Below are 24191 nucleotides of genomic sequence, written 5' to 3'. Positions count from 1 at the left end.
TCGCTCGGCGGCGGCCTGCCTCTATTCGTACCTTAAGGCCTCGATTGGATCGAGTCGGCTGGCAATTCTGGCCGGGTAGTACCCAAAGAAGATGCCGACTGCCGCAGCAAACGCCATGGCGACGCCCGCAGCGGGCAGGGAAATGATGATTGGCCAGTCGCTACCCGTGCTGACCGCATTAATGAGCAAGGTGGCACTAACACTAGCGGCCATGCCCAAGAGTACACCAATCACTCCGCCCACACTGGACAGGACGATGGACTCGATCAAGAACTGACGCAAGATATCTTTACCACGCGCTCCGATTGCCATTCGTATTCCAATCTCCCGTGTTCGCTCAGTGACTGAAACCAACATAATATTCATAATCCCGACACCGCCCACGACTAAGGAGATTGCGGCAATGGCAGATAGCATCAGCGTCAAAGTGCCCGTGATAATGCCCAACGTCGCAGCAATTTCCGTCGTATTTTGTACCTGAAAGTCCGCTTCCTCTCCGGGAGCGATTGCATGCCGCTCATAGAGCAGTTGCTCGATCTCGTTGGTCGCCGCGGACATCGCGGCGGAGGAAACGGCCGAGACCATGATGGCATGCACTTCACCGAAACTTGAGCCCTGCATCCTGCGCCGCACAGTTGTGTGCGGCATGAGTACGATATCGTCTTGGTCGTCACCGACCATATTCGCCCCCTTCTTGCCCAACACCCCAACGACTCGAAAGGGAATATTCTTAATGCGAATCAATTGCTCCAGTGGATTGGACGTCTGAAATAGTTTCGCAACCAAAGTGTGCCCGATCACGCAGACTTTTGCACCGGCGGAGATTTCGTCCTTCGAAAAGAACCCACCTGCCTCCAAGTTCCAATTGCGGACCGTGAGATAGTCGGCTCCTACCCCCTGCATCTCCCGGGGACTCCAGTTCGTATTCCCAAAGATCACTTGGCCAGCGGTGCCCACAATGGGAGAAGCGGCCAGCACGGTACTGCAATCTTCACCAATGGCTTTGGCATCTTGCTCGGTTAGGCTGGGAATGCCCGTTTGGCGGACCCCTCCTCGTTGAGCGCTGCCCGGAAGTACTACGATGACGTTCGTCCCTAGCATCTCAAATTGGCCCTGGACCAATCCGCTAGCGCTCTGTCCAATCGACACCATGGTGGTGACTGCCGCGATTCCAATCACCACGCCAAGCACTGTAAGGCCAGCGCGCATCTTGTTTTTCCACAGTGCTCGCACCGCAATGATTAGGGTGTCCCAGTATGACATTCGCCCAGCCCCCCTATTTCGTTTCCAGAGCAGTTACGAGTTCCGCTCCCGCTTCCAGGGAACCGGATACCAGAACGGAATAGCTGTTCTCCGTTAGCCCCGTGGTAACTTCGACAGCATGCAGCATTCCCTCCTCGACAACCCACACGTGCCGCGTATTCTTCAGCCGCTGCGCCGCAGTCTTTTCTTCGGCTGTCATACCGCCAGCGTGGGCGGCGTCCTGTGACTTCCAGCGTGAGCCGTCGAGCAATGCGTGATCTTCCGGAGCAACGTAATTCATATCCTCGGGATAGAACCGAAGCGCCGCATTGGGAATCTTTACCACATCCGCGACAGATTCCACGTCAAAGGACAGACTGGCCGTCATCCCCGGCAGCAGCTTGCGCTCGTAATTCGTTGCAGTCACGATGACGGGGTAGGTAACCACGTTTTGGACATTCACAGAACTCAAACGAATCTGTTCGATCTCGCCGTAGAACAATTCGTCCGGATACGCATCGACGGTAAAGGTAACCGGACGCTCCTCCTTCTGGGCGCGCAATAGCAACCCAATATCGGCTTCATCCACCGACGCCAAGACATGCACTTGCTTCTGCAAATCTGGCGCAATTATGAACAATTCCGGTGTTTGGAACTGCGCTGCCAAGGTTTGCCCCGGGTCGATCTTCCGATCAATGACAATTCCGTCGACCGGCGAGCGTATTTCCGTGTACTCAAAATTGGCTTGTGAATTTTCCAAACTAGCTTGCGCTTGCATGATGCCCGCTTCGGCGGACTGAACTTGAGCCGCGAGCCCTTGGCAAGCGAAGCGCAGCGTATCCATTTCAAATTCAGACATGAAATTTTGGTTGCTGAGCTGCAAGCTTTCACCCCGCCTGAGGTCATTCTGCGCCTGCTGTAGATCCGATTTGATACGCGCCAGCTCCGCCTCCCGAGTCGCCAGCACTGCTTTATCACGCGCCACATTCGCCGCAAACAGTCGCGGATCGATCCGCGCCAAGAGATCCCCCTCTCGCACCTCGTCATTGAAGTCAACGTTCAGTTCGACAATGGGGCCTGACACAAACGAACCAATCGAAACCGACAACACCGGCTGAACCGTACCGGTGGAATTGATCATTCGCACGGCATCGCCGCGCACGACTCGCGCGGTGAGCCAACTGGGCTGATTGCGAAGTTTCCAATAGTTGAGCGCGGGGCGATAGCTCAACAGCCCCACGCACACGAGCGCCATGAGGATGAGGAGCGGTTTGATGAGCTTTGGCATGAAATCGTTCGGTACAGTGTAGAAGAGCAGTCGGTGCTCTGAAATTGGCGAATTCGGGCCCGCGGCAAGCATGGATCGCTGCCATGTGCTATCCCTAAGCACAACTAGGCTGCCCGGCAAGCGACACGGCAATCCCACCAACTCCATCGCCTAGGTGCCATTCTGCGATGAACGCACCGTAGCGTCTACACAAGGACGGTGTTGAACTGTATCCGTTTGTAACGGTCTGTCGTGCTCCTGTGGTCACAATCCAATCTGTCCGCATCCAGACGTATGAAGCATCGCAGAGCGTGGCGGGAGGGAGCGTTGGCTGCTGCCCCGCTTCCAATCCGCAGTCGAGCGGCGGCAATCCTCAGTGAGGCGACCAGCAACTTCATTTCCCTCCCTTTCTCGATTCCGAGCCAGACGCCAGCCGTCATATTCGGCAGCAGCGGACTATTTGTCGTTACTGGTACTGAGCTTTCGGTGGGCTGGCTTGAAGCGTTTTGCCGATGCTAACGCTGGATGCGGAATGAAACGGATTGATTGGACTCAAGGAGGATTCACCGATGCGCAGAGAACTTATCCGGATTAGGCAATCTGCAGAGGTTGGTTGTCACTTCGCGTTGGGAACTCACAAGGCTGATCACGTGGCCCGACGCACCAGCAAACGTGCAATTGCGGCCACTTTGACATCTCACCTCAAGCGATTGGGTTGGAGCGGGATTGCCTGCGGGCTACTGCTTACCGCCCCCCAGGCCGCCGTAGCCCAGCAGGGCAGCGAATCGCTCCTCAATCGTGCCGGTAGATATCTCGGCGCCGGGTATTCCTTCCAAGGTTATCAAATCGGCCAAGCTGGAAACGCGGGCAGGCTGATGCGTCGAGGCAATCAAAATCAATACCCGAGTCAGGCACTCCTATTCCCATACGAGCAGAGCTACCAACCCCACAGTCCGCAACCGATCGCCGCTGTCGGCGGTTTCCAATCCACCTACCCGGGCACCCATGAGATCCCCAGTTTGCCGGAAGTCCCCGACGAGTACTCGAACCAGCCCATTGGTGAAACCATCGCCCCCCCAATTCCTTTATCCATTCTTCCACCGCAAGCTGGTTCACCACAACCAGCAGCTCCGCAACCAGAGTCACCCATCTACTTGGAACCGCAGCCGTTACCCGAAGTTCCACAATCCGAAACACCTGCTAGCTCTTCGGATCTGCTGAACGGCCCCGCCGATGAGCTCCCGGTCCCATCACCTTCCGATGCTCGGCTCGAATCCTCCCCAATCATTCCGCCTTGGCTGAGCTCCTACCTGATGGAACAGTCCGGCAGCCTTCCACCGGTCGACGGTTCCAGCGATCCACTGGGTGTGGAGGACACCGCTGCAGCCACACTAAATCATCGCAGCCTACCTTCGTCACAACCGATGGCAGAGATTCCAACGGCCCCCCTTGCCGCAGATCCCTTCCTGTTGGAGAGGGACAACGAGTGGCCGCTGGCAGATCCCAAACTTGACCAAGGTCCGGAAACATACATTGACTCTCAGCAGCTCCCCGTAGATTCCAATCTGCAGCTCCCGACGACCAACGATGTTTCCATGGAAACTGCTGTAGAAGCATGGACACATCCCGTGTTCGGTCCCTCGGGCTTCCCAAGAAACCAGCCACGACTCAACCGCTACCTTCAGGCGCAAACGCCCGTTGTCTGGCGGTGATCCCAAAATGCGGCGATTCAGAACACGACAACGCAGCATAAAGCACTTCGCGCCGCGTCGGATTCCGGTCACAATCTGTACCCGCTGGTTGCGAGTGCCCAAGGCATGAACTCCGTCGGGACTTTGTGGACTCCAGCTCCTCCCGCCCCTGCCCCCGCGGTCTGGCGACGGTGGCAGATGAGATTCCACGATCCTGACGCTGCTTGCGAACGGATCTTGACTCGCTAGAACCTAGCAACGACCAGAGCTTAGCAATAAAGGTACTGGCTGGGGACGCACCGCAGCCCTATCCCACCGACGAGTTTTGGCATTGTTACCCTTCGCCGGATTGATGCGGTGACAGCTGAGCTCTATAGGCAGCGCACTGCCTCGCCTGGCATTCGCTCATCGCGAACGTCAGCCTGCCCCAGTTGAAGGGCAGACAATGGAATTCACCAATTTTGAATGAGAGATAGGATTAGAGATGTTGCAGCGAAGTTTGGTACTACTGAAGCCTGATTGCATTGAGCGCCGCCTGATGGGACAAATCATCAGCCGATTCGAAGCAAAGGGACTTAACATCGTCGCGATGAAAATGTTGCGAGTTACCCCTGATTTGGCCAAACAGCACTATGCAGAGCATGTCTCGAAACCGTTTTACCCTAGTCTAGAGGCCTTCATTGTCTCTGCTCCAATCGTTGCCTTGGCAGTCGAAGGGCTGGATGTAATTCGCTTGATTCGCGACATGCTGGGTGCTACCAACGGCCTCAATGCAGCTCCGGGAACGATTCGTGGTGACTTCTCGAGCTCGCGACAAATGAATCTGGTTCACGCTTCGGACAGCCCCGAAAGCGCCGCCCGCGAGCTGAAGCTTTACTTCGCAGAATCCGATTTGTGCGATCATGAGCTGTTGCTCACCCCCGCGCTGCGTGCGGGCGACGAAGCCTAAGCGGTCGGTCGCTCTCCTTGCAATTTTGCAGAGCACCACGTCGCCTTTCGCTCCGAGAAAGTAGCGCTGATGAACGCTGACTTTCGCAGAGCGAAAGGCGACGCGAGATCGCCCCCGTCCTATTTCGCAGCGGTTTACTCTTACTCTATCTACAAGCGTAAGCGGCATGCTGATTCAATGCTCCGGCTCGACGATTGAAATATTCGCACCTGCCAAAGTCAATCTCTTCTTGGAAGTGCTGGGCCGCCGCGAAGACGGTTTTCACGAGATTGAGACCGTCATGTGTCCCATCTCCCTCTATGATCGCCTCCTGCTCGAGCCAACTCAATCCAAAGCGATTGCACTTGCGGTTCACCACCCCAGCGAAGCCCCCGAATCGTCGGAGGTTTCGGATCCCGCTTGGAACATCCCTTCGGATCACCGCAATTTGGTCGTGCGGGCCGTCGAAGAGGTACAACTTCATCTGGGAACCACTCAGGGTGCAAAGATCACCTTGCACAAACAGATTCCAGCTGCGGCGGGGCTCGGCGGCGGCAGTAGCGATGCAGCCGCCGCGGTGGTCGCAAGCCTCTTAGCCTGGGGCCAATGGGATCGCTCATTGGCCTACGCGATCTGCGCCAAACTTGGCTCCGACATCCCCTTTTTCTTAGGGGATGCATGCCGTTGCGGGCTCGCACTGGCTACCGGCCGGGGGGAACGATGCGAGTTCCTGCCCTACCAGCCTTCCCTAAACCTCCTGATAACCCACCCGCCTCAGGGGTGCGACACTGCAGCAATCTACGCGCACTATGCCGCGCAGCAGACGCTGAGCCAAACTGCCCCAGCAAGCTCCTCCCAGATGCTCACCGCGTGTGCCAAGGGAGATCAAGAAATGATTGGCGCAGCGCTATCAAATGCTCTACAATCTTCTGCAGTATGTTTGAATGGTTGGATCGACCGCCAACTGGATCTCTTCCGAAATTGCCAAGTTCAGTATGGCTTGATGTCCGGGAGTGGCTCCAGTTGCTTTGCATTGATCGACGATAGGTTGCAACAGCAAACCCTACGCGAGCGAGCTCTTAAGCTGGTGCCTCGCGTCTATTCGGCCACCGCATGCTATCACGCCTCGGTAGAGCAACAATTGCTCGATTTGAGGAGCTAGTCGGTACATCACGAAGCCAAAGCATGGGAGCTACTAGCCGTGGACATCACCGAGGTTCGTATAAAGCTCATGGAAGAATCCGAAGATCGTCTTCGTGCATTCTGCTCAATTACATTCGACAATTGCTTTGTTGTGCGAGATCTTAAGATCATCGAGGGTTCGCATGGTCCGTTCGTGGCCATGCCCAGCCGCAAGTTGACCAATCGATGCGCGCGATGTGGCAATAAGAATCACATTCGGAGCAACTACTGCAACAATTGCGGTTCAAAGGTTCGTTCACAGCGCGGGCAACGAGAAGAAGACACGACGAATAAGTTGTATGCGGATGTGGCGCATCCCATCAATCAAAGTTGTCGGGATCTGATCCAGTGCCACGTCGTTGAGGAATATCGCTTAGAACTACAACGGGCGAAATTGGAGGGATACGTTTCGCGCTACGACGATTCCTACGAGAACAGCGAAGTGCCGGAGTCTCCACAACCACAGCGCAAGTCGCCAGCTGGAGAATCACCCGCTCAGGAAGGTACGGGTTCAGTGCCACCGCCGCACATGACTACCAACCTGCGTTCGGCCGATAGCCCCAGTGCGCCGCGTTCCAAAGAATAGTCGCTTGGAGACACTGGCAGCGACTAAAAAACGTCATTGCTGCTGCGACTCCTTTTCACCCGCGTTCGCAGACGAGGGAACAACTCCCATCGAACCCACGAAACGGGCAGTGGCTCCCCGTTTCCGAGTGACCTCCTGCCCCTTTACTCCAGGCAAGGAATTGCGAGGTGGGTTCACGTATCGACGACCGACAAGCAGAATGATGCCCACAAGACTCCTACCGGGCTTGTCGCCGGGCTCGCTACGAATTTAGCTACGAGCTGGAATTCTGGCTGGTACCGCTGACCGTCCCTGAGGGTGATCTTTTCGGGGAAACGCACGGCGTGGTGAAACGCGTACTAGATCGCCAATGAAACCGCTTTGCCCTAAGAACAGGGAGCGTTTTCCGTGGTTGTAGAGGGCAAGCGTTGGAGATAGCTGCGGGTTTCCATAGGGTCCCGCCAATCCACATACCCGAAAATTTGCTTGCAGCAATTCACGGGTGAACCGACCATAATTGATCCCCGGCCATGTTTGCCCCAGTGCCATTCTGCTTCTGGGCCATTCTGCTTCTGCGGGCCATGTTAATCCCAAGGTAGTGGACGAGGCGACGAATCCATTCACGCCACAACGCAGCAGGGGACACATTGCCTCGTCCACTACGAAACCCCAGACCTAAGCCGCTGGATCCACTTAGGATCGCTTCTTAGTGGTCTTCTTCTTCTTTACCGTGGTCTTTGTAGCCGTTGCTTTTTTGGTAACCACTTTCGCCTTCTTGGGCGTGGTCAACTTGGTTGCAGTCTTTGCTTTTGCCGGCTTGGTCTTTGTCTTGGTTGCTGTTGCCGCAACTGGCTTGGCCTTTTTCTTGGTAGCAGACTTCTTCGTCGTGCTTTTAGAACCTGCGCTCGACTTTTTCTTACCAGCGAAAGCGACGTCCCATCCATTGGCATAGGCGTTGTTCGAACCGACGCGCGTAATCGTCATGAATAGCTCTCTAAAATTGGAAACAAAATTGTGAAGAGCCGATTCGTAAAACGATACAGTTCAACGGACTTAAAAATCAAATCCTGTCGACAAATAGGTCGGCTCCTAGCTGTGCAAGCGGAACAACGTATCGCTATTCAGCCAAGTGGTCAAGGCAAACCGGTCGTTTGTTAGAGTCGGCAGTTGCCGATTTCGGTTTCAAGAATCGCGGAAGCGCCGATTACCTCCAGCCGTTCCATCGCATCTATCACCTCTTTGCGATGCACCATCGTACGCACCGAACACCAAGCTGGATCCTCGAGCGAACTGATCGTAGGTGAATTAAACCCAGGTGTGATTAGCTCAGCTTCTGCCAACTTGTTCCGCGGAACATTGTATTCCAACAAAGAATAGTCGCGGGCGATGACGACACCTTCCAGCCGGCGTACCACACGGTCCACGACCTCCGGTAACCTGCCCTTCTTATTTTGAATCAAAACCGTTTGGTAATGCCCGATATCCGTTAGGATTCGCAAGCGATTCGCGGCCAGGGTGCTTCCCGTTTCAACGAGATCGACAATCGCATCCGCGACGCCCAAGGCAATCATAATTTCGACCGACCCCGACAACTCCACCATGTGCACCTTGGCATTGTGCTTGGCCAAAAACTGGTTGGTGACTCGCGGGAAGCTGCTGGCCATTCGCAGGCCATCCAATTGCGAGCAGGTTTCGATCTTGGAGTCCTCGGGAACGCAGAGGCTCAACTTGCAGTGCCCCACGCCCAGCGGCATTCGCACGGTTACGTCCGCCCCGCTCTCTTCGATGAGATCGCTGCCGGTAATACCGATGTCAATTGCACCTTCTTCGCAGAGCACGGGGATATCGTCGGTGCGCAAGAAGATGATCTCGATGGGGAGTTGTTTGACACGCGCGAAGAGGGTCCGCTCTTGGCGGCGGAAGGCAATCCCCGCTTGGTTGAGCAATCCCGTGGCCAGTTCGCTCAAGCGTCCCTTACTGGGAATACCAATTTTAAGGTTCTCGGTCATTACTAGGGTCTTGAAAGGTGAAGTTGCTTAAGGGGGGGAGTTCGTTTCGCGTCATCGATCCGCATCAAAGACGCATCTCGAGCCGAAATAGCATCAGCTACCGCGCTGAGCTTTCTCTTCCAATCCGGATGTTCCTTCGCGGCGTTTTAGTTCCTGCCGAAGGTCGTCAACACTAATCCCGCGACTTCCCAGCAGTACCCATAAGTGGTACAGCACATCACATGCTTCGTAGATCAGGTGTTGGTTGTCGGGAGGACTGGAGGTGCGGGCCGCGTCGACGACTTCCGCTGCCTCCTCGGTAATCTTAGCCCCCATTTTCTCTACGCCCCCCTGCACGAGCTTGGTGGTGTAGGAATTGGGCGGAAGGGTTTGCACCCGTGTCTGAATCTGGCGCATGAGACGATCGAGCACATCTTGCCCTTCGTCGTCAGGAGATAGCTGATTGGGTAAATTCACAGTCGCAATCTAACCTTCACTCATGAGTTTCATTGTTACGTCGAACCTATGCCTCAACTTGCCGACATGCGTTCCCAGCTTGGGGAACATCGACGGTCGTGCTCGCCGCAAGGAATGCCCTATCGAAAAAAGCGATAGAAATTAGCCGTTCTGAGGCCAAATCACTACAAGCTTACAGGATTTATGGGGTATCCAAACCAGGGCAACTACTCATAATCTACCACGCGTGGCGTAGATTTCCCGGTTGCTCGCGTGGCTTGTTCTCAGGTCGCGCCGCTGTCTCCGCCATAAGTTACCAGTCTCCTGTGAGGCTCACCATGCCCTTTGATGCGGGCCCAGCCACAGGAAGCTTGGGCAGGTTCCTGCCTCAGCCTTGTCCGCCGGCGTAAAACGCCGCTGCTGTCCCGGCCCCTTTGCCGGGAGGTGGGCAATTCACAATTCAATTCCCAAGTGCAAAATTCGCGCATGAGCCAAGCCAGCGATCCTCCCGAGAAATCCAATGCGTTTGAGGAGTGGATCCATCCGCCTCTGCGTAATTGTTGGTTTCTCACAGGCCCCACCTGCAGCGGAAAAACATCCGTGGCCTTAGAAGTCGCCCAGCGGTTGGACGCTGAGATTGTTTCATTGGATTCGATGGCGATCTACCAAGGTATGGACATTGGCACCGCCAAACCGGACCACGAACAACAGGCCCAGGTTCGCCACCATATGATCGACATCGTGTCGCCAGTGGAGTCCTTTAGCGTCTCGAGTTACGCGCTGGCTGCCCATCAAGTCGCCCGCGAGATCTGGAGTCGCGGGAAGCGAGTCTTGTTCTGCGGTGGAACTCCCCTCTATCTCAAGAGTCTCGTCCGCGGTCTGTTCCTAGGCCCTGAAGCAGACTGGGAATTCCGCAATGCGGTAGAAAGAGATATCGAGGAATTCGGAGAAGATGCCCTTCGCGAACGCTTGATGCAAGTCGATCCACTGCTGGGGCACAAGTTGCATCCCCACGACCATCGCCGGATGATCCGCGCGTTGGAAGTTGCCAGAATGACCGGTAAACCCCTCAGCCACTGGCAGCAACAGTTCGATATTCCCGCTTCACGCTTCGAATGTGCAGTCGTCGTCTTGCGTTTGGAGCGTAGCTGGCTGCACGAACGAATCAATGCGCGTGCTTCGTCCATGTTGTCCCGAGGCCTGATCAACGAGGTGAAGGATTTGCTGGAACAGCATGGGGCCCTGGGCCGCACCGCAGCCCAAGCCGTCGGTTACCGCGAGGTGCTCAAGTATCTCCATTCATCCGACGGTGAGGCCTCCCTTTCGGAGGAGGAGCTCTTAGAATTAATCCGAGCCCATACAAGGCAGTTTGCTCGACGGCAGGAAATTTGGTTTCGAGGGCTCGAGGAATTGATCGGAATCCCAGTGGATCGCGACAGCACCACTAGCCAACTGGCTGACCAAATCTGCAAGGAATTCATGCAAACTTCACAAGCCGCGTTCATTCCGCCAGAGAGCGATCGATAGATGAATATAGATGCGAGCTGGTGGGTAGCCGTGGCCTGGCTGGGGATTCTTGGCGTAGCGACCACTGGCTACTTCATTCACTTGGTTCGACGCAGCGACTACGGCTACTGGGAGAGCTGCCTCTATCTCCCCACCTATCTCATGGGGCGGCTCGTATGGCGGGTTCATTTCACCAACAACCCACCGCCAGCATTATCCTCTGGCGCGATTCTGGTCGCCAACCACCGCAGCAGCGTTGATCCCTTCTTCGTGCAACTGGCTGCCCGCCGTCGCGTCCACTGGATGGTCGCCAAAGAGTACTGCGATCACTTCTTGTTTGGATTGATCCTCAAAGCGGTCCAAGCCATCCCCACCAATCGCAACGGAATGGATACGGCCTCAACCAAAGCGGCCATGCGGCTCACGAAGGAAGGACGCTTGGTGGGCATGTTCCCAGAGGGCCGGCTCAACCACACAAGCAATCCCTTAATTTCCATCCGTAGCGGTGCCGCCGCTGTTGCCATCCGCTCTGGCGTGCCAATCATTCCGTTGTACATTGACGGCAGCCCCTACCGGAGAACGGTTTGGAGCCCCTTGTTCATGGCTGCCCATGTGGGTATTACTTTCGGCCGCCCCATCTATCCTGCTGAGTACCAGGACAACGCCGAGGGGTACGCCGCCTCCGATGCCATGATCCTGGCCTGGGCGCAAGAACTCCTGAAACTAGCGAATCAGCCCGATTTCCCCGTGCAACTCTCCGCGAAACGCAGACGCGTTCGCGATTCCATTACCAGAACCTGAGCTCAAAAGGAATTCTTCATGAGTGATCGCGATGTGCTTTTAAATTTGACGCAATCCTTACTGGAGAGCATCGTTCAAGGCAATTGGAAAGCTTACGAGGAGATGTGCGACCCATCCATCTCTTGCTTCGAGCCCGAGGCGTTGGGAAATCTTGTCGAGGGCATGGATTTCCACCGCTACTACTTCGATCTGGAACGCAGTGGGGATGTCAAAGTCCAGACAACGATCACCAGCCCGCACGTGCGTCTGATGGGGGACGCAGCCATCGTGAGCTACATCCGCCTCACCCAGTCGCTCAACGCGAGCGGAATTCCTTCAAGCCGCGCCTGTGAGGAAACTCGCGTTTGGGAGAAACAGGCAGGAGAGTGGAAGCACGTTCATGTTCACCGATCTCCCCCAGGGAATTGAACAGCTACAACTTGGTTAGCGGCAAGTCGTCCGGCTCGCCTGGCAACGCCGGGCGGCCGGAATCCCTAATTGTCCATTCCGCATCCCAGTCGTGGACTACTCCTGCAGACCCAATCGGCAGCGGTACCCGGACCGGGTGAATGGCAGCGCATCCTCGCAAATGGCATCTCGACAATCCCCGATTGCGTGCCAGTACCGTTGATTGGCTCGGATTTTCCGCAGGCAGAGGTGGCTAACCTCACGGGCCGCTGTGTCCCCTGCACTTCCCTGTGTCCCCTGCACTTCCCCTTCCCTGTGTCCCCTGCGGTTCCCGGCGTTGCGACGCCTTTGAGCCAGCGGGCCATTAAGAATCCGTAAGTCCCCCAGTGTGAGCTACTTCACAAACGCTAACGGTCCCGCCAAAAACTGTCCGGAAAACCGCGGGATAAGTGCTATGGGACTCTTTCCTTGGGGCCTCAGGACTCTACCATGGAGATCACGTCAGCGAGCGGTTGTCGCGTTCGCGCTATTGCGGAGCTCGACAGCTGTCGCGTTCCATTAGGTTTCCCGTAAGGAGTGTTCGATGAAACAATTGTTGAGTCTAGCTGTTGCTGTAGCTGTCATGGGAGCTTCTGTTGCAGTAGCTGCCGACTTGGAAAGCGGATTGAAGAAGGGCGAAGGAATCGGCGCCTTCAACGTAACGAAGTGTGCTGGCGCTGCAGAAGATGGCGTCGATGTCGGAAATAACCTCTGCTATCGCTGCAAGAACGGTGCCCGGCCCCAAGTCATGGTATTTACCCGCAGCACCGATGACAAAGTCGTCTCGCTCGTTAAGCAACTCGATGCACAGATCAAGAAAAACGACGAAGCACAATTGCGTGCATTCGTGAATATGCTCGGCGAAAGCAAGGACGGAGCTTCCAGCGAAGTCAAGAAGCTCGCTGAAAACACGAAAGCGGTTAACGTTCCCTTCGTTGTACCCAACGAATTCGAAAACGGTCCTGCCGACTACGGAATCAATCCCAAGGCTGCAGTCACCATCATTCTTGCTAACAACAGCAAGGTCGTTGGCAATTTTGCCGTGGCCGACGCCAAGGAATTGGATGTCAAAGCCGTTGTCGCCGAATTGAAGAAGATGCTGAACTAGTTTGCTTCTGGGTGGGAACCCCATGGACAACATTTTGGGGTAGCTACAGGCCACTTGATTTAAAGTGCTCTTCCCTCCCGCCACGCAACTGTCTTCTAGACATCGAGGCCGCTCAGGACTTCCCTGAGCGGCCTTTTCTTTTGCTCCCACCGATGATGGCCGCCTGATCGGTAGGGCCCGCACGGGAGTCGTTACTGCAACAAAATAGGATGCTCCATCCCTCTTAACTGTAACTTTGTGGTAGGGCTCACGACTCGGACCAAGTGGTCGGCGGCTGCCGAATAATTACCGCTGGCGGTCTTTATTCCACTTGGCAGCCGCCCACCCTATCTAGTAAACTCAAACCGCCACATAGGGCTGGTTTAAGCTGAACTGTTCCGCTCCGTCTCGCGCCAACACAGCCCTCAGCAGCAGTCTCGGCATCTTATTCGGATACTTGCGCGGCAGCGTTTTTACGACAAGGAAGTCAAACAGATGAAGCTACGTCAGGCATGGGAATTAGTCGGAATCAAGCAAAAGCCCAAAATTTATGGATTCGAAGTACGCCAGCAGCACTTCGAGGGAACTGACATCGAATACGCCCAATGGCAACACCCCAAGGCCTACGACTGTTGCGTCCAGGACTCCGAAGTCAGCCGGCTCCGCAAGTTTCTGAAGCCCGGAGATGTGGCAATTGACATTGGTGCGCACATGGGTGATTCAACGCTCCCCATGGCACTCACCGTAGGCCAACAAGGGCTCGTGATCGCCCTCGAACCCAATGCATACGTCTTCCCAGTGCTTGAAGCGAATGCCAAACTGAATGTCGACAAGACCAACATCCAAGCTCACCCGCATGCCATCACTCATAGCGAGGGAAAACTGACCTTTTCCTACGGGGACGCTGGATTCATGAACGGTGGCTCTGTCGACAAAACTCGCTGGTTTCGCTGGGAAAATCCCTACCATCAAACAGTGCAAGGCGTGAGACTTGACGAATTTCTTGCCGACCACTACCCGGGTGTGCGAGATAAAATTCGATTCGTAAAAATCGATGCCGAGGGATACGATTACTTCGTTCTACAGTCCATGCCAGAACTCTTGGAATCGGTCCGCCCCTACGTCCAACTGGAGATCATGCACGGCACACCACGATCCTATCGAGACGGTATTTTCCAACTGCTTACCGATCGGCACTATAAACTTCAGCGGCTTACCAACGCCGAGAATGACTCCGCGATCGCCAAGCCCTCGGACATGTACGATGTGGAGGACTTTGACATCTTCTGCAGCCCACACGCCGTTTGATGCGAACGTGAATAGAACGGACGACAGAAGCGTCTCGCGCGAAATGTTTGAACTAGGGTCCGCAGGAGCTTTCGGATAACGCTGCCAAGGTGGAATCCGGTGCGCTACAGACGACTTCCAAAGAGTTGGAACATTGCCGCGCACCTGTGCGATTCAGTTCTCGGCCTCTCGTTTCGTCGCCGAATTGTCTGTCGTCGTTCACACCAGAACTCTGGCTGACTATCGCGAGGCACCAGCGGTACGCTTGCCAATCTATTGGGGATGATCGCGTGCCATGGCTGCGTCATAGTCGGCTTTCGCGAGGAAGTACTCCAGCAAGGCGTCGACTTCGGACTCGGCGGCCTCAATTGCATATTGTTCTCGCAGGACGACAGGCAGCAGATCACTTTGCCCCAGTTCGAACTTACGCCGCTCGACGTCTGCCATATACTCCGCGAGACGTTTCGACTCACGCGCTCGGTCGAGGCGACCGTAAGCGGCCAGCAGTGCGGCGTGTGCCGATTGGATTTCCGCTCTTATTTTGTCTTCGGTAAATTGTCGCTTGGCGGCGATCTGCACAAGCTTGCCGTGAGCGGCTTGAGACTTCCCGAGCGCTTTTCGTCGCTGGACAGGCAATTCCACGAAGACCCCCGCCTCCAGTTCAAACTGCGACTTGTCGCGTTTCGAACTTGACGGAGCTCCCACGTCTTGCGATCCGACAAACTGCGCGTCGATGAGGGGCAATAGATCGTTCTGGGCTTCCGCCAGATCCACGCTGGCGCGTCGCGACAAGGCATTCAGCACGACCAGTTCCGGGCGTCCCCGAAGTGCTGTCGCAATATCGACATCGCTCACTGCCCTTTCAATGGGAGCTGGCTGAGGAAATTCTGCCAAGTCTGATTCTTCCGGCAGCATCGGCACACCGTCCCGGTCTCGCAGGAACAGCGACAATTTCACCCCCGACTGCTTGAGCTTCCTGCCCAGGTCGATCAGCTTGGCCTCACGCATTGCGATCGCGCGAAGGTTATCCTGCAAGATGGGTGGATCCAGGTCACCGACCTCCACCTTTCTCTCAAGCTGTTTGTTGCGCTGCTCGGCCAGTTGGAGCGCATTTCTGCCAACTTCGTATTGCTGGCCAGCAGCGATCCAATTCCAATACGCGGCGCTACCATCTTGGACGAACCGAATCAATTGAGCTCGAACTTCAGGATCGGCGCGCTGCCGATCGTAGTTCGCGCGCCACAGCTCGGCACGCCGCGCGTCAATCTTCCGATTGCGCGCCAGCGGTACGCTGACTCCGGCCTTAAATTCGCCGCCATCATTCGTCTGACGTTCCTGATACCAGGGCTGAAAATCGCCTCGACCGACTCGGTAGCCGCCAAACACCTCACCGCCCTGGTACATCGGTTGCGAGAACCCAGCACTGTTCCGATACGTCTCATAGAAGCCTAAAGCACCGCTTTCGCTCGACGCCTTGAGTTTCACGTCGAATGCTCCCCAAGCCGCAATTTGATTTCCGGCAGCAATCCGATTCTCTTGATAGGCCGCCTCCAACAGCGGAAACGTTGAGTGAATCGAATCGACGACATCATCAATGGAGACCGAGGCTGCTGGAACGTCAGCTGGGGGAGTAGGTACAATCTCGATCGGCTGGAGGATCTGTCGCGCGGCGGCTGGTACTTGTGCGGTTGCTGGGCGTGCCAGCGAAATCTCGTCCGCCATCTCGGGCGGTCCATCTCCGCCCTGTTCAGATGGGGTGGAGCGATAACCAGCCAAACGAAACGGGCTGCTGTTCTGCCGAAGTTCCGCTGCCACCGGTGACTGGCGATCGGGGGACGCCCCGGTGGGGCGCGCCAGAGTGTTCTTGGCCGAATTCGAGCCAGCACATCCGGTAATCGTCAGCAGCCACACCAATGTCACGCTAGGTGACCATCGGTGTGGCCGTATTGTTCGGATTGAATGCACGAACCAGATCTCGGTGAACGGAGTGGCTTTAGAACCAGAGTCACCGATTTAATCGGCACTTTCGGCTCCAGCGTTGCAGCCGGTCCGTAGACGCACCGGTTCCTCGGATCGCAGCGACCTTGCCGATTATCCTGGTTGCAGCGACGCGGGCCGCTGGGTCTAAGGCTTCGGCAACTTGGGCGGCTTTTTCCCCTTGGGTTCCTCGGTCGCAACCACTGGTGGAAATCCGTTCATGTTGCGCCAAAGCTCGTACCACAACGGTACTTGGTCCAACAGCACCCAACCATTGGCACGCACCCCCTGGCGAAGAAATCGCTCGTCTGGCCATTCGTGTTCGACGTCATCGGGCAAGACGAGAATCCGAAATTTTCCCATACCGTCATCCGTTGCATCAATGGAGACCACTTTGCCTCCAAAGGTGCCGACGGCCACGGATGGCCAGCCTGCAAATTGCACCGCCGGCCAGCCATCGAACTGCAGGCGAACGTGGCGCCCCGGTTGCACGAGCGAGGAATCGTTGCCGTCTAGCCAAATTTGCACCGCACGATCCGCCGTGTCTGGGACGATGATGCAGATCGGATCCCCTTCTTTAAGAATCTGGCTGCTTTGGTTGGGAGTGATTCTCGTCACAAAACCATCGAACGGAGCGTAGATCCGTTGGCTCTGTTGCCGAGCCAGTTTGGTTTCCGAGTCCAAAAGTTCCTTTTGACCTTTCGTCAAATCCGACTGCGCTTTGGCGACATCGCTCTCTGCCTTGGCTACATCGCCCCCAGCCTTCTTCAGAGTTGCCGTGGCATAATCGATGTCAACTTGAGCTTTCTGCTCCTTCGCCTTACGGTCACTCTGCTTGCTCAACAAATCGTTCTTCGCAGCCCGCACGTAGGCTTTGGATTTCTCAACCTTCGCTTGAGCTTCCTTGAGCTTGCGTTGCGCTTCTTGGAACTTCAGCTGCGATGCGATCTCTTCCTCAAAGAGCGTCTTCTGGCGTTCATAGTCGGCGGTCACTTGAGAAAACGCAGCTTCGTGTTCCAAGAGCTGTTGTTCTTCGGCCTCCACTTTATTCTTTGCGGACGCAATCGTGGCGTCGGCTGCGGCGAGTATCTCGACTTTGACAATGCCGTAGGCGGTGACTTGAGCCTCGACGGATGAAACAATCGTTTTCGCGGCTTCCAAATTCCGCTCATTGGCCGCCAGCAGTGCTTCTGCAGCCTCCAACTGCCGTTGTGAGGCAGAGAGTTGCGACTCGAGGCGCGTCAGGTACCCAGGATCGACGTCAGCAATCTCGACAATCAAGTCCCCTTTTTGGACATGAGCGTTTTCATAAATCCCTTCCCCCAAGCTCACGATTCGCCCCTTGATCGGTGTCTGAATCGCCTGCTGCCGCTCCATGGGGGCGAAGGCAATCACATTCCCTGTCCCCTTCACCGACTGCTGCCAGGGGGCAAAGGTCACCAGAATTGTTCCCAACACGAGCAATCCGAATAGCACCTTGCCAATGGTTCGGGCTAAACGCGAGGAGCGCGCCAGTTTCAGGGATGGTAGCGCCGCTTCACTATACGCTACGGGCGCGAGCATTCTGCGCGTACTAAGCGTGCTGCCTGTGCTGGATAATGGAGCTTCAATGGGTGGCGGAATTCGGTTCTCGATCATACGGCACCCACACTTTCAAATTGGTTCAGTGAAATCGTCCGAGCAAACTGCTGGGCAATCTCCTCCCGCGATGTCGCCACGATCAGCGTCCACGGCCGATCCTCCGCAAGCAGAAATTTCAGGCAGCGTTCTAAGTCATGGGCCCCCAACATGTCCAACGAACCGTCTACCAGTAGCAGCCCAGGACGGCCAATGGCAGCCCGCGCGATCCCCAGCAGCCGACACTGGCTCTCGCTCAACGGTGATCCGTTACTCGTCAGCATCGTCTTGCAGCCATCGGTCAGCCGCAGAATGGGATCGAGCAGCCCAATGCCATTGAGTACGTCACGCACGTTGGTTGCCGTGACTCCCTCACGGTGCAAGTGCACATTTTCCTCGACGGTGGCGTGGAATACTTCGGCACCGTGCGCCATCGAAATCCGCGTTCGCAACACGTCAGGCCTCAAATCGCGAGGATCAAAACCATCGACTACGATGTGGCCTGAGGTGGGATCGCGAAGGCCGTAGATCATCTCCAGCAAGGTCGTTTTACCGCTTCCGGCGTCCCCTAGCACTGCCACGCTTTCCCCCTTGGCAACTCGGGCGTCGACGCAGTCCACAGCTTTCGGTTGGCCAGGCCAGGCGTAGCTTACCTTTTCCAATCCGAGTTGGGCCGGTTCCGTAAGAGTGATGGCCAGCATTCCGTCCTGTCGCTCCATTGGAATATCGAACAGCACACCGAGCTTATCGACCGACGCCAATACATCGTAGAAGCTCTCCATATGCTTTCCAAATTTTGCGAAAGCACCAACAATCACCGTCACGATAAGCTCAGCTGCAACCAGTTGTCCTAAAGTCAGCTCGCCGGAAACAACGAGCCAACCCCCGAGCCCCAGCAGAACCGTGCTGGCTACCGCCTGCAGTCCAAGAGCGAACAAAACTTGTCGCATGATGATTCGGAAGTGTTTACGACGGGCGATCAAGTATTCGTGAACCATACGGTCGGCGCGCTCTAGTGCGAATTCGGCTCCGCCGTCGTTGCGGAACGCCGTCGGACACCGCGCGATGTCTCCCAGCCAAGCGGCCATTTTGTACTTGTGCTTGGATTCCTTCACCGCACTCGACACCGCACCACGCCCAAGCACGAAGATAATGATGGCAATCGCGGCGAGCAGAAACACATCGAACCCGAGCAACCATGGGTGATAGAATCCCAGCACGGCCATCCCGATGAACGCACTCAGGATCAAACCGAGGCCGTCTAGCAATAGTTGAGCTGTCACCTTCTGAACGGTCACCACATCGAAAAACCGATTGACGACCTCCGGCATGTACTCACCATCCATGGCTTCCGCTTCCGTCCGCGGTAGACGAAACGCAAGATCTCCTGCCACGCGTGCAAACAACCGCCGCTGAATCACCTCAACCACGTAGGTTTGTAACGCCCGAATGGCTCCCTGGAATCCAAGAAACGTCAGCAGCATCAAAGCTAGTATGAGGATCGGCTGCACCAAACGACCGAACGCAACCGTGTTCACCAGCGCCTCGACCGCGATGGGCGTTGCCAGCATGAGCAGAGACACCACGAAGGCAAATACAATGACAATCCAAATGTCAGATGCTTCTGGTTTTAGAAATTCTCGAAGACGCTCAACGGGAGAAAAGCGTTGCCCCTCCTTGCCAGGGTGCGTGGAGGAAACGGCAGCGTGCGGTTGCATCACTACACAGCGAACCGAACCGTCGATGGAGAAGCGTTTCAGCGCCTTGCGTAAGGCACGCGCCGACATCCGCTCCGTGACATCGTGGTCTTTGGCCAACAGAACTTGGAAACGCCGCCTAGACGTCGCCATCACAGCCAGCCATTCCCCATCCGGAGCGGTCGCCGCATCCTCACGAAAACAGACCAATTGAGCGTGGTTGCGGGCCAGGGAAAAGGCTTCCTCAATCGTGCAATCCAGCGTTTTCGTCCGCAACCCCAGACTGCTCGACGCCTCGGCAAACCACTTCCACCACTGCTGGCGAGCTTCGCCCGGCCAAGCATTGGTGACTTCCGCGAGAACCCGCTTCGAGGCGTTCCGTTCATGAATGGGATCGCCAGCGGTAAAGTGCTCCAGAATCGCCGCTGCTCCGGCAAACTGTGCTCTCAGTGTTCTCATCGCGACCTTTCCCAAGAATTCTCAACCAACATACCTACGAACTCTATTACACGACTCCCATTTCGTCAATTCTAATTCGCAACACTTTATTCGCGTTTCACACTTCGCATAAGCACAAAAATGAAGTAGACTTGGACAACATCCATTCCGACACCACTCGCGATATCAGGACTTTCCCAAGGAAATGCCGGTATGAAGACACAACAAAGCACGCCTCAGCCCCCCCACAATGACTCTTCCAGCGGTGTTGTCGGTAAGCCATCTGCCGGTTGGACGTTTCTTACGAATCACGCACACGTGCTAGCAGTTCTGCATTCCGACCCAGAAAAGGTGCTGCGTGAGGTCGCCAACTCTGTTGGCATTACCGAGCGGGCCGTGCAGCGGATTATCCAGGACTTGGAGGAGGGCGGCTTTATCGAACGGCAGCGTGTGGGGCGGAAGAACCGATACCGCATCCTGGAAGGACAACCACTGCGCCATCCGATTGAGTCGCATCGCAAGATTGGCGATTTGATGAAGCTGATTACGGGAGAGTGAATGGAGCGGGCCAGTTGATCGCGAGTGCAACGGCTAAATTTGCATTTCAGGTACTAGTGCTCATGGGATCGCGTCCCTCCCTTTCAACGAATGGCGGAGGCTCCTTGCCGCGTCATCGACTCCCCCCAATCATTCGAGATAGTCCGTCCCCGGGGCAGAACCTGAACCGGGGCCACTTCAGAACAACGCCGAGCGACTCCACCCAGATGATCACCACGAGAGCACTGCAGAGTGGTGGAATCCCTAACTAACAGCGATAGCGAAATGAAATCCATCGAGAATGACCAAACGCTCGACCGTCTGGTCGAACTGCTTGACTTAGTTGTCCGTGAACAAGTCGGAGAATCGCTCGCAGATACCATGCAGCGCATCCGTAGGCTGGCTGTAGAGCGTCGTGCCGGCCTACCAGATGCCGAATCGCGTCTCAATGAGGAACTCATACGACTCAACTCCTGCGATATGCGAGCCGTTATTCGGTGGCTAAGCTTGTTCTTTGATCTGGCAAACGTGGCGGAAGAGCGACAGCGGATCGACGTACTGAAAGATCGCGATAACGCAGCCCGTGCCAACGGTATCCCGCGCAGCGAGTCCATCGCGGAATCGGTCGTCGAGCTTCAGCGGCAAGGGGTATCCGCATCGGAGATGCAGCGCTGGCTGGACCGCCTCAGGATTGAGCCGGTTTTTACGGCGCATCCATCCGAAGCTAAACGCCGCACGACCCGACAACTCCTGCGCCGCATTCGCCAATTGCTGCCGAAAATTGCGACGAACGAATCCGATTCCGCTGAAACGGAACTTCTAGCCAATTTGACCGTCCTGTGGCAAAGCGATCTCGTCCGACCAGAGCGGCCGCCTGTCATGAGCGAAGTCAGTCGTGGACTCTATTTCGCGTCAACACTATGGGACGTCGTTCCCCAGACCTACCACGAGATGCGGTCGGCTCTGCAAAGAGTGTATCCGAATCACCACTTTGAAATCCCCCGCTTCCTGTCGTTTGGAACATGGATTGGTGGCGATCGCGACGGGCACCCCTTTGTGACGGGCGAGGTCACGCGGGAAACGTTTTCCCGCTTGCGTCGTGCCGCCTTGGATGGACACGTTGCTGAATGTCGAAAGTTGCACAACCAACTGGTTATCTCCGATCAACAGGTAGACTCGGACCAAGCCCTGCGAGACTGCATCGAACGCTGCGCGAAGCGTTGGCCTGAACTCAGCCGTCGACTCACCTCGGTCTCAAAGGCCGAGACCTACCGACGCTTCACGCGCATGCTTGAGTTCCGCTTGGAACGGACGATCGCCTCGTCGAAAGCGTGCGAACGCGAGGATGGAGCGTACGAATCACTGAGTGAGTTTCGTGGCGAGCTCAGCGTGCTTCGTGAAAGCATCCTTGCGCATCGCGGGCGCAGAGTGGTAGAACAATACCTGCAGCCCTGGATCGACCTCGTAGACACATTCGGCTTCCACTTCGCTGCACTCGATATTCGCCAAAATTCGGAAGTGCACCGAACATGCTTGCAGGAAGTCCTAGCCTTGCAGGCCACGGATGATGCACCTACTGGGCCAGTCGCGATCGAAGACTTCCTGGAACGCGAGGCCACTCCCCGCCGCATCGACCTCGACCAACTGACTGCTCCATCACGGGAAGTTTTTGACACCTTTACGCTGTTGGTGGAGGAATACGCGAGGTGGGGGCAGGCCCCAATCGGCGGCTACATCATCAGCATGACACACTCTGCCGCAGATGTACTGACGGTACTGTGGCTCTGGCGAACGGCCTGGTCACAACGGTTCGAGGGTTCATCCAAGGCTCCCTACCTACCGATCATGCCCCTGTTTGAAACCATCGACGATCTTCGCAATGCCGCCGATATCCTCAACCAATTGTTCACTGCCCCCGTCTATCAAAAATACCTCTCGGGCCACGGACCGCGACAGCAAACCGTGATGGTGGGCTATTCCGACAGCACCAAGGATGGAGGCTACCTGACCGCCTGCTGGGAATTGCATCAAGCACAGGAGCGGCTGGCCGCAGTCGCCACGCAGCATCACTGCGAGTTGACCGTATTCCATGGTCGTGGGGGCGCACTCGGGCGAGGCGGCGGACCAGCAGCCAGAGCGATCCGCTCTCTGCCACAGCAAGCCGTTGGCGGACGTTTGCGCGTCACCGAACAAGGCGAGGTTCTTTCGGAACGCTATGATGACCCGATCATCGCGCACAGACATATCGAGCAAATTGTCCACGCCACGTTGCTCGTGAGCGCTACCCCCAGCATCACGCCGGAGTCGACCTGGACTGCAGCTATGGACCAACTGTCCGCCGGCTCACTCCGCAAGTATCGCGAATTGGTTGAGCATCCGGGCTTCTTGGACTACTTCGATTGCGCAACCCCCATCAGCGAAATCGAGAGTCTACCAATTGGCTCGCGCCCCGCCAGACGAGGCGCGCGCAAGTCGCTCAGCGACTTGCGCGCGATACCGTGGACATTTGCATGGACCCAATCACGTCATGTCCTCCCCGCATGGTTCGGCCTGGGCACCGCCGTCCGCAAGTTTGTCGACAGCCACGACGGCGTTTGGTCGATGTTGAGGCTGATGTATCGCGATTGGCCGATGTTCCGCGCCTTAATTGACAATGCGGAACTCGCGTTAGCAAAGGCCGACATGAGAATTGCCCGTTCGTACGCGGCACTAGTCGGGGACGCGGAGAGCCAAGAGGTCTGGCAAATGATTTCCGACGAATTCGATCAAAGTCGTGGGGCAATCCTTTTGATCAAGAAAACGCAAGAGCTACTGGCCGACATTGCTTGGCTTCGAGCGTCTGTCCTGACGAGAAACCCTAGTGTCGATCCACTGAATCTAGCGCAGATCAGCCTGCTAAGTAGGCTGCGCACCGCCGAGAAAGCCGACGACGCGGACGAGCTCACCGATCTTGTACGCCATTCAATTCAAGGCATCGCAGCCGGTCTCAGAACCACCGGCTAGCTCCAAACCGGAGGACAATCCCCAACGTCGCGCGTTTACTCTCCCCCTGAAGTCTACCCCCATGGGAAGTGGCGGGAACGGTTTGAGCGAAAACTACCAATAGTACATCTCGCGCGAACACACGATCTGTACACTCTCGATCGCTTCCGGGTTGGCCTGAATCCTCTGGATTTCTAGAACCAGCCACTTCTTCGAATGCGCAAGGCGATCGAGCGACTGCCCAACAATCTCCGCCGCCGACTCCCTCGGTAAATCCGCTTCGACCACATGATGATTGCCAAAAAGTTTGCGGTGCACAATCAATTCGGTAGCATTTTTATTCCTGCTCATCTGCCAATCACCTCGATTGTTGACTCGCAGGAATAGCGAATAAGTGACCACGACCGCCTAACCTCCCTATAAAACACAATATAAAACACCATCTCTCGCGTGATTAGTTGCCTATACGGCCTATGGCCGTTCACACAACCAATCGATAAAGCCCCCAATAACTCAG

At 56.0% G+C, this 24191-nt stretch carries 20 protein-coding genes; 11 read left to right on the top strand and 9 right to left on the bottom strand.

Translation table 11 applies throughout. The features are described from left to right. Positions 1-21 precede the first annotated feature (21 nt). Positions 22-1263, bottom strand: coding sequence for an ABC transporter permease (locus Q31a_RS14440; RefSeq protein WP_145079035.1), 1242 nt, complete (start codon positions 1261-1263; stop codon positions 22-24). Positions 1264-1276: 13 nt separating this feature from the next. Then, the gene (locus tag Q31a_RS14435; RefSeq protein ID WP_197356822.1) at positions 1277-2530 is read right to left on the bottom strand and encodes an efflux RND transporter periplasmic adaptor subunit; all 1254 of its coding nucleotides are present in this window, start codon (positions 2528-2530) and stop codon (positions 1277-1279) included. Between the two features lie 548 nt (positions 2531-3078). Between Q31a_RS14435 and Q31a_RS14430 the strand changes: the two genes are divergently transcribed. The 4 genes from Q31a_RS14430 (at position 3079) to Q31a_RS14415 (ending at position 6896) form a co-directional block, all read left to right on the top strand. Further along, the gene (locus Q31a_RS14430; protein ID WP_145079029.1) at positions 3079-4221 is read left to right on the top strand and encodes a hypothetical protein; all 1143 of its coding nucleotides are present in this window, start codon (positions 3079-3081) and stop codon (positions 4219-4221) included. 466 nt (positions 4222-4687) lie between these two features. Continuing rightward, the gene (gene ndk, locus Q31a_RS14425) at positions 4688-5149 is read left to right on the top strand and encodes a nucleoside-diphosphate kinase (RefSeq protein WP_145087259.1); all 462 of its coding nucleotides are present in this window, start codon (positions 4688-4690) and stop codon (positions 5147-5149) included. Positions 5150-5315: 166 nt separating this feature from the next. Beyond that, positions 5316-6290 (top strand): 4-(cytidine 5'-diphospho)-2-C-methyl-D-erythritol kinase, encoded by a 975-nt coding sequence (gene ispE / locus Q31a_RS14420; RefSeq protein ID WP_145079026.1) that lies wholly within the window; start codon positions 5316-5318, stop codon positions 6288-6290. Between the two features lie 39 nt (positions 6291-6329). Further along, the gene (locus tag Q31a_RS14415; RefSeq protein ID WP_145079023.1) at positions 6330-6896 is read left to right on the top strand and encodes a SpoVG family protein; all 567 of its coding nucleotides are present in this window, start codon (positions 6330-6332) and stop codon (positions 6894-6896) included. 672 nt (positions 6897-7568) lie between these two features. Here Q31a_RS14415 and Q31a_RS14410 read toward each other — a convergent pair. The 3 genes from Q31a_RS14410 to hisE all read right to left on the bottom strand — a co-directional run bounded on the left by Q31a_RS14410 (position 7569) and on the right by hisE (position 9340). Next, positions 7569-7859: a hypothetical protein gene (locus Q31a_RS14410; RefSeq protein WP_145079020.1), complete on the bottom strand. Its 291-nt coding sequence runs from the start codon at positions 7857-7859 to the stop codon at positions 7569-7571. A 170-nt stretch (positions 7860-8029) separates the two neighbouring features. Then, entirely contained in the window at positions 8030-8884 is an 855-nt protein-coding gene (hisG, locus tag Q31a_RS14405; protein ID WP_145079017.1) for an ATP phosphoribosyltransferase, read from the bottom strand. Positions 8885-8977: 93 nt separating this feature from the next. Beyond that, the gene (gene hisE / locus Q31a_RS14400) at positions 8978-9340 is read right to left on the bottom strand and encodes a phosphoribosyl-ATP diphosphatase (protein ID WP_231691201.1); all 363 of its coding nucleotides are present in this window, start codon (positions 9338-9340) and stop codon (positions 8978-8980) included. Positions 9341-9805: 465 nt separating this feature from the next. Here hisE and miaA point away from each other — a divergent pair, with 465 nt between their 5' ends. The 5 genes from miaA to Q31a_RS14375 all read left to right on the top strand — a co-directional run bounded on the left by miaA (position 9806) and on the right by Q31a_RS14375 (position 14447). Then, positions 9806-10846, top strand: a complete 1041-nt coding sequence (gene miaA, locus Q31a_RS14395) for a tRNA (adenosine(37)-N6)-dimethylallyltransferase MiaA (RefSeq protein ID WP_197356821.1) — start codon at positions 9806-9808, stop codon at positions 10844-10846. Continuing rightward, complete coding sequence (locus Q31a_RS14390; protein ID WP_145079011.1) at positions 10847-11626, top strand: lysophospholipid acyltransferase family protein; 780 nt, start codon at positions 10847-10849, stop codon at positions 11624-11626. Between the two features lie 18 nt (positions 11627-11644). Continuing rightward, entirely contained in the window at positions 11645-12034 is a 390-nt protein-coding gene (locus tag Q31a_RS14385) for a nuclear transport factor 2 family protein (RefSeq protein ID WP_145079008.1), read from the top strand. Between the two features lie 562 nt (positions 12035-12596). Next, positions 12597-13160, top strand: a complete 564-nt coding sequence (locus tag Q31a_RS14380; RefSeq protein WP_145079005.1) for an SGNH/GDSL hydrolase family protein — start codon at positions 12597-12599, stop codon at positions 13158-13160. 474 nt (positions 13161-13634) lie between these two features. Further along, entirely contained in the window at positions 13635-14447 is an 813-nt protein-coding gene (locus Q31a_RS14375) for an FkbM family methyltransferase (protein WP_145079002.1), read from the top strand. 252 nt (positions 14448-14699) lie between these two features. Here Q31a_RS14375 and Q31a_RS14370 read toward each other — a convergent pair whose 3' ends face one another. The 3 genes from Q31a_RS14370 to Q31a_RS14360 form a co-directional block, all read right to left on the bottom strand. Further along, positions 14700-16346 carry a TolC family protein gene (locus Q31a_RS14370; RefSeq protein ID WP_145079000.1) on the bottom strand — a complete coding sequence of 549 codons (1647 nt, stop codon included), beginning with the start codon at positions 16344-16346 and terminating at the stop codon, positions 14700-14702. Positions 16347-16550: 204 nt separating this feature from the next. Continuing rightward, on the bottom strand, positions 16551-17966 hold the full coding sequence (locus tag Q31a_RS14365; RefSeq protein ID WP_145078996.1) for an HlyD family secretion protein: 1416 nt from the start codon (positions 17964-17966) through the stop codon (positions 16551-16553). Between the two features lie 71 nt (positions 17967-18037). Then, a complete protein-coding gene (locus Q31a_RS14360; RefSeq protein ID WP_145078992.1) occupies positions 18038-20176 on the bottom strand; it encodes a peptidase domain-containing ABC transporter in 2139 nt (712 codons plus the stop codon). Between the two features lie 192 nt (positions 20177-20368). On the opposite strand from Q31a_RS14360, the gene Q31a_RS14355 reads away from it, so the two are divergent. Both Q31a_RS14355 and ppc read left to right on the top strand, forming a co-directional pair. Further along, on the top strand, positions 20369-20713 hold the full coding sequence (locus Q31a_RS14355) for a helix-turn-helix transcriptional regulator (protein WP_145078988.1): 345 nt from the start codon (positions 20369-20371) through the stop codon (positions 20711-20713). Positions 20714-20977: 264 nt separating this feature from the next. After that, positions 20978-23695, top strand: coding sequence for a phosphoenolpyruvate carboxylase (gene ppc / locus Q31a_RS14350; RefSeq protein WP_145078985.1), 2718 nt, complete (start codon positions 20978-20980; stop codon positions 23693-23695). Between the two features lie 93 nt (positions 23696-23788). Here ppc and Q31a_RS14345 read toward each other — a convergent pair whose 3' ends face one another. Then, positions 23789-24025, bottom strand: coding sequence for a hypothetical protein (locus Q31a_RS14345; protein ID WP_145078982.1), 237 nt, complete (start codon positions 24023-24025; stop codon positions 23789-23791). Positions 24026-24191 lie beyond the last annotated feature (166 nt).

The organism is Aureliella helgolandensis (assembly GCF_007752135.1).
Classification (GTDB): domain Bacteria; phylum Planctomycetota; class Planctomycetia; order Pirellulales; family Pirellulaceae; genus Aureliella; species Aureliella helgolandensis.
The sequence above is the reverse complement of the archived record's forward strand: the minus strand, read 5'-3'. Positions and strand labels throughout refer to the sequence as shown.

What these genes read in the sequence shown, in the direction of transcription:
- Q31a_RS14440 (WP_145079035.1), bottom strand. Translation starts at nt 1,263, where the DNA reads ATGTCATACTGGGACACCCTAATCATTGCGGTGCGAGCACTGTGGAAA.
- Q31a_RS14435 (WP_197356822.1), bottom strand. Translation starts at nt 2,530, where the DNA reads ATGCCAAAGCTCATCAAACCGCTCCTCATCCTCATGGCGCTCGTGTGC.
- Q31a_RS14430 (WP_145079029.1), top strand. Translation starts at nt 3,079, where the DNA reads ATGCGCAGAGAACTTATCCGGATTAGGCAATCTGCAGAGGTTGGTTGT.
- ispE (WP_145079026.1), top strand. Translation starts at nt 5,316, where the DNA reads ATGCTGATTCAATGCTCCGGCTCGACGATTGAAATATTCGCACCTGCC.
- Q31a_RS14410 (WP_145079020.1), bottom strand. Translation starts at nt 7,859, where the DNA reads ATGACGATTACGCGCGTCGGTTCGAACAACGCCTATGCCAATGGATGG.
- hisG (WP_145079017.1), bottom strand. Translation starts at nt 8,884, where the DNA reads ATGACCGAGAACCTTAAAATTGGTATTCCCAGTAAGGGACGCTTGAGC.
- miaA (WP_197356821.1), top strand. Translation starts at nt 9,806, where the DNA reads ATGAGCCAAGCCAGCGATCCTCCCGAGAAATCCAATGCGTTTGAGGAG.
- Q31a_RS14390 (WP_145079011.1), top strand. Translation starts at nt 10,847, where the DNA reads ATGAATATAGATGCGAGCTGGTGGGTAGCCGTGGCCTGGCTGGGGATT.
- Q31a_RS14385 (WP_145079008.1), top strand. Translation starts at nt 11,645, where the DNA reads ATGAGTGATCGCGATGTGCTTTTAAATTTGACGCAATCCTTACTGGAG.
- Q31a_RS14380 (WP_145079005.1), top strand. Translation starts at nt 12,597, where the DNA reads ATGAAACAATTGTTGAGTCTAGCTGTTGCTGTAGCTGTCATGGGAGCT.
- Q31a_RS14375 (WP_145079002.1), top strand. Translation starts at nt 13,635, where the DNA reads ATGAAGCTACGTCAGGCATGGGAATTAGTCGGAATCAAGCAAAAGCCC.
- Q31a_RS14365 (WP_145078996.1), bottom strand. Translation starts at nt 17,966, where the DNA reads ATGCTCGCGCCCGTAGCGTATAGTGAAGCGGCGCTACCATCCCTGAAA.
- Q31a_RS14360 (WP_145078992.1), bottom strand. Translation starts at nt 20,176, where the DNA reads ATGAGAACACTGAGAGCACAGTTTGCCGGAGCAGCGGCGATTCTGGAG.
- Q31a_RS14355 (WP_145078988.1), top strand. Translation starts at nt 20,369, where the DNA reads ATGAAGACACAACAAAGCACGCCTCAGCCCCCCCACAATGACTCTTCC.
- ppc (WP_145078985.1), top strand. Translation starts at nt 20,978, where the DNA reads ATGAAATCCATCGAGAATGACCAAACGCTCGACCGTCTGGTCGAACTG.
- Q31a_RS14345 (WP_145078982.1), bottom strand. Translation starts at nt 24,025, where the DNA reads ATGAGCAGGAATAAAAATGCTACCGAATTGATTGTGCACCGCAAACTT.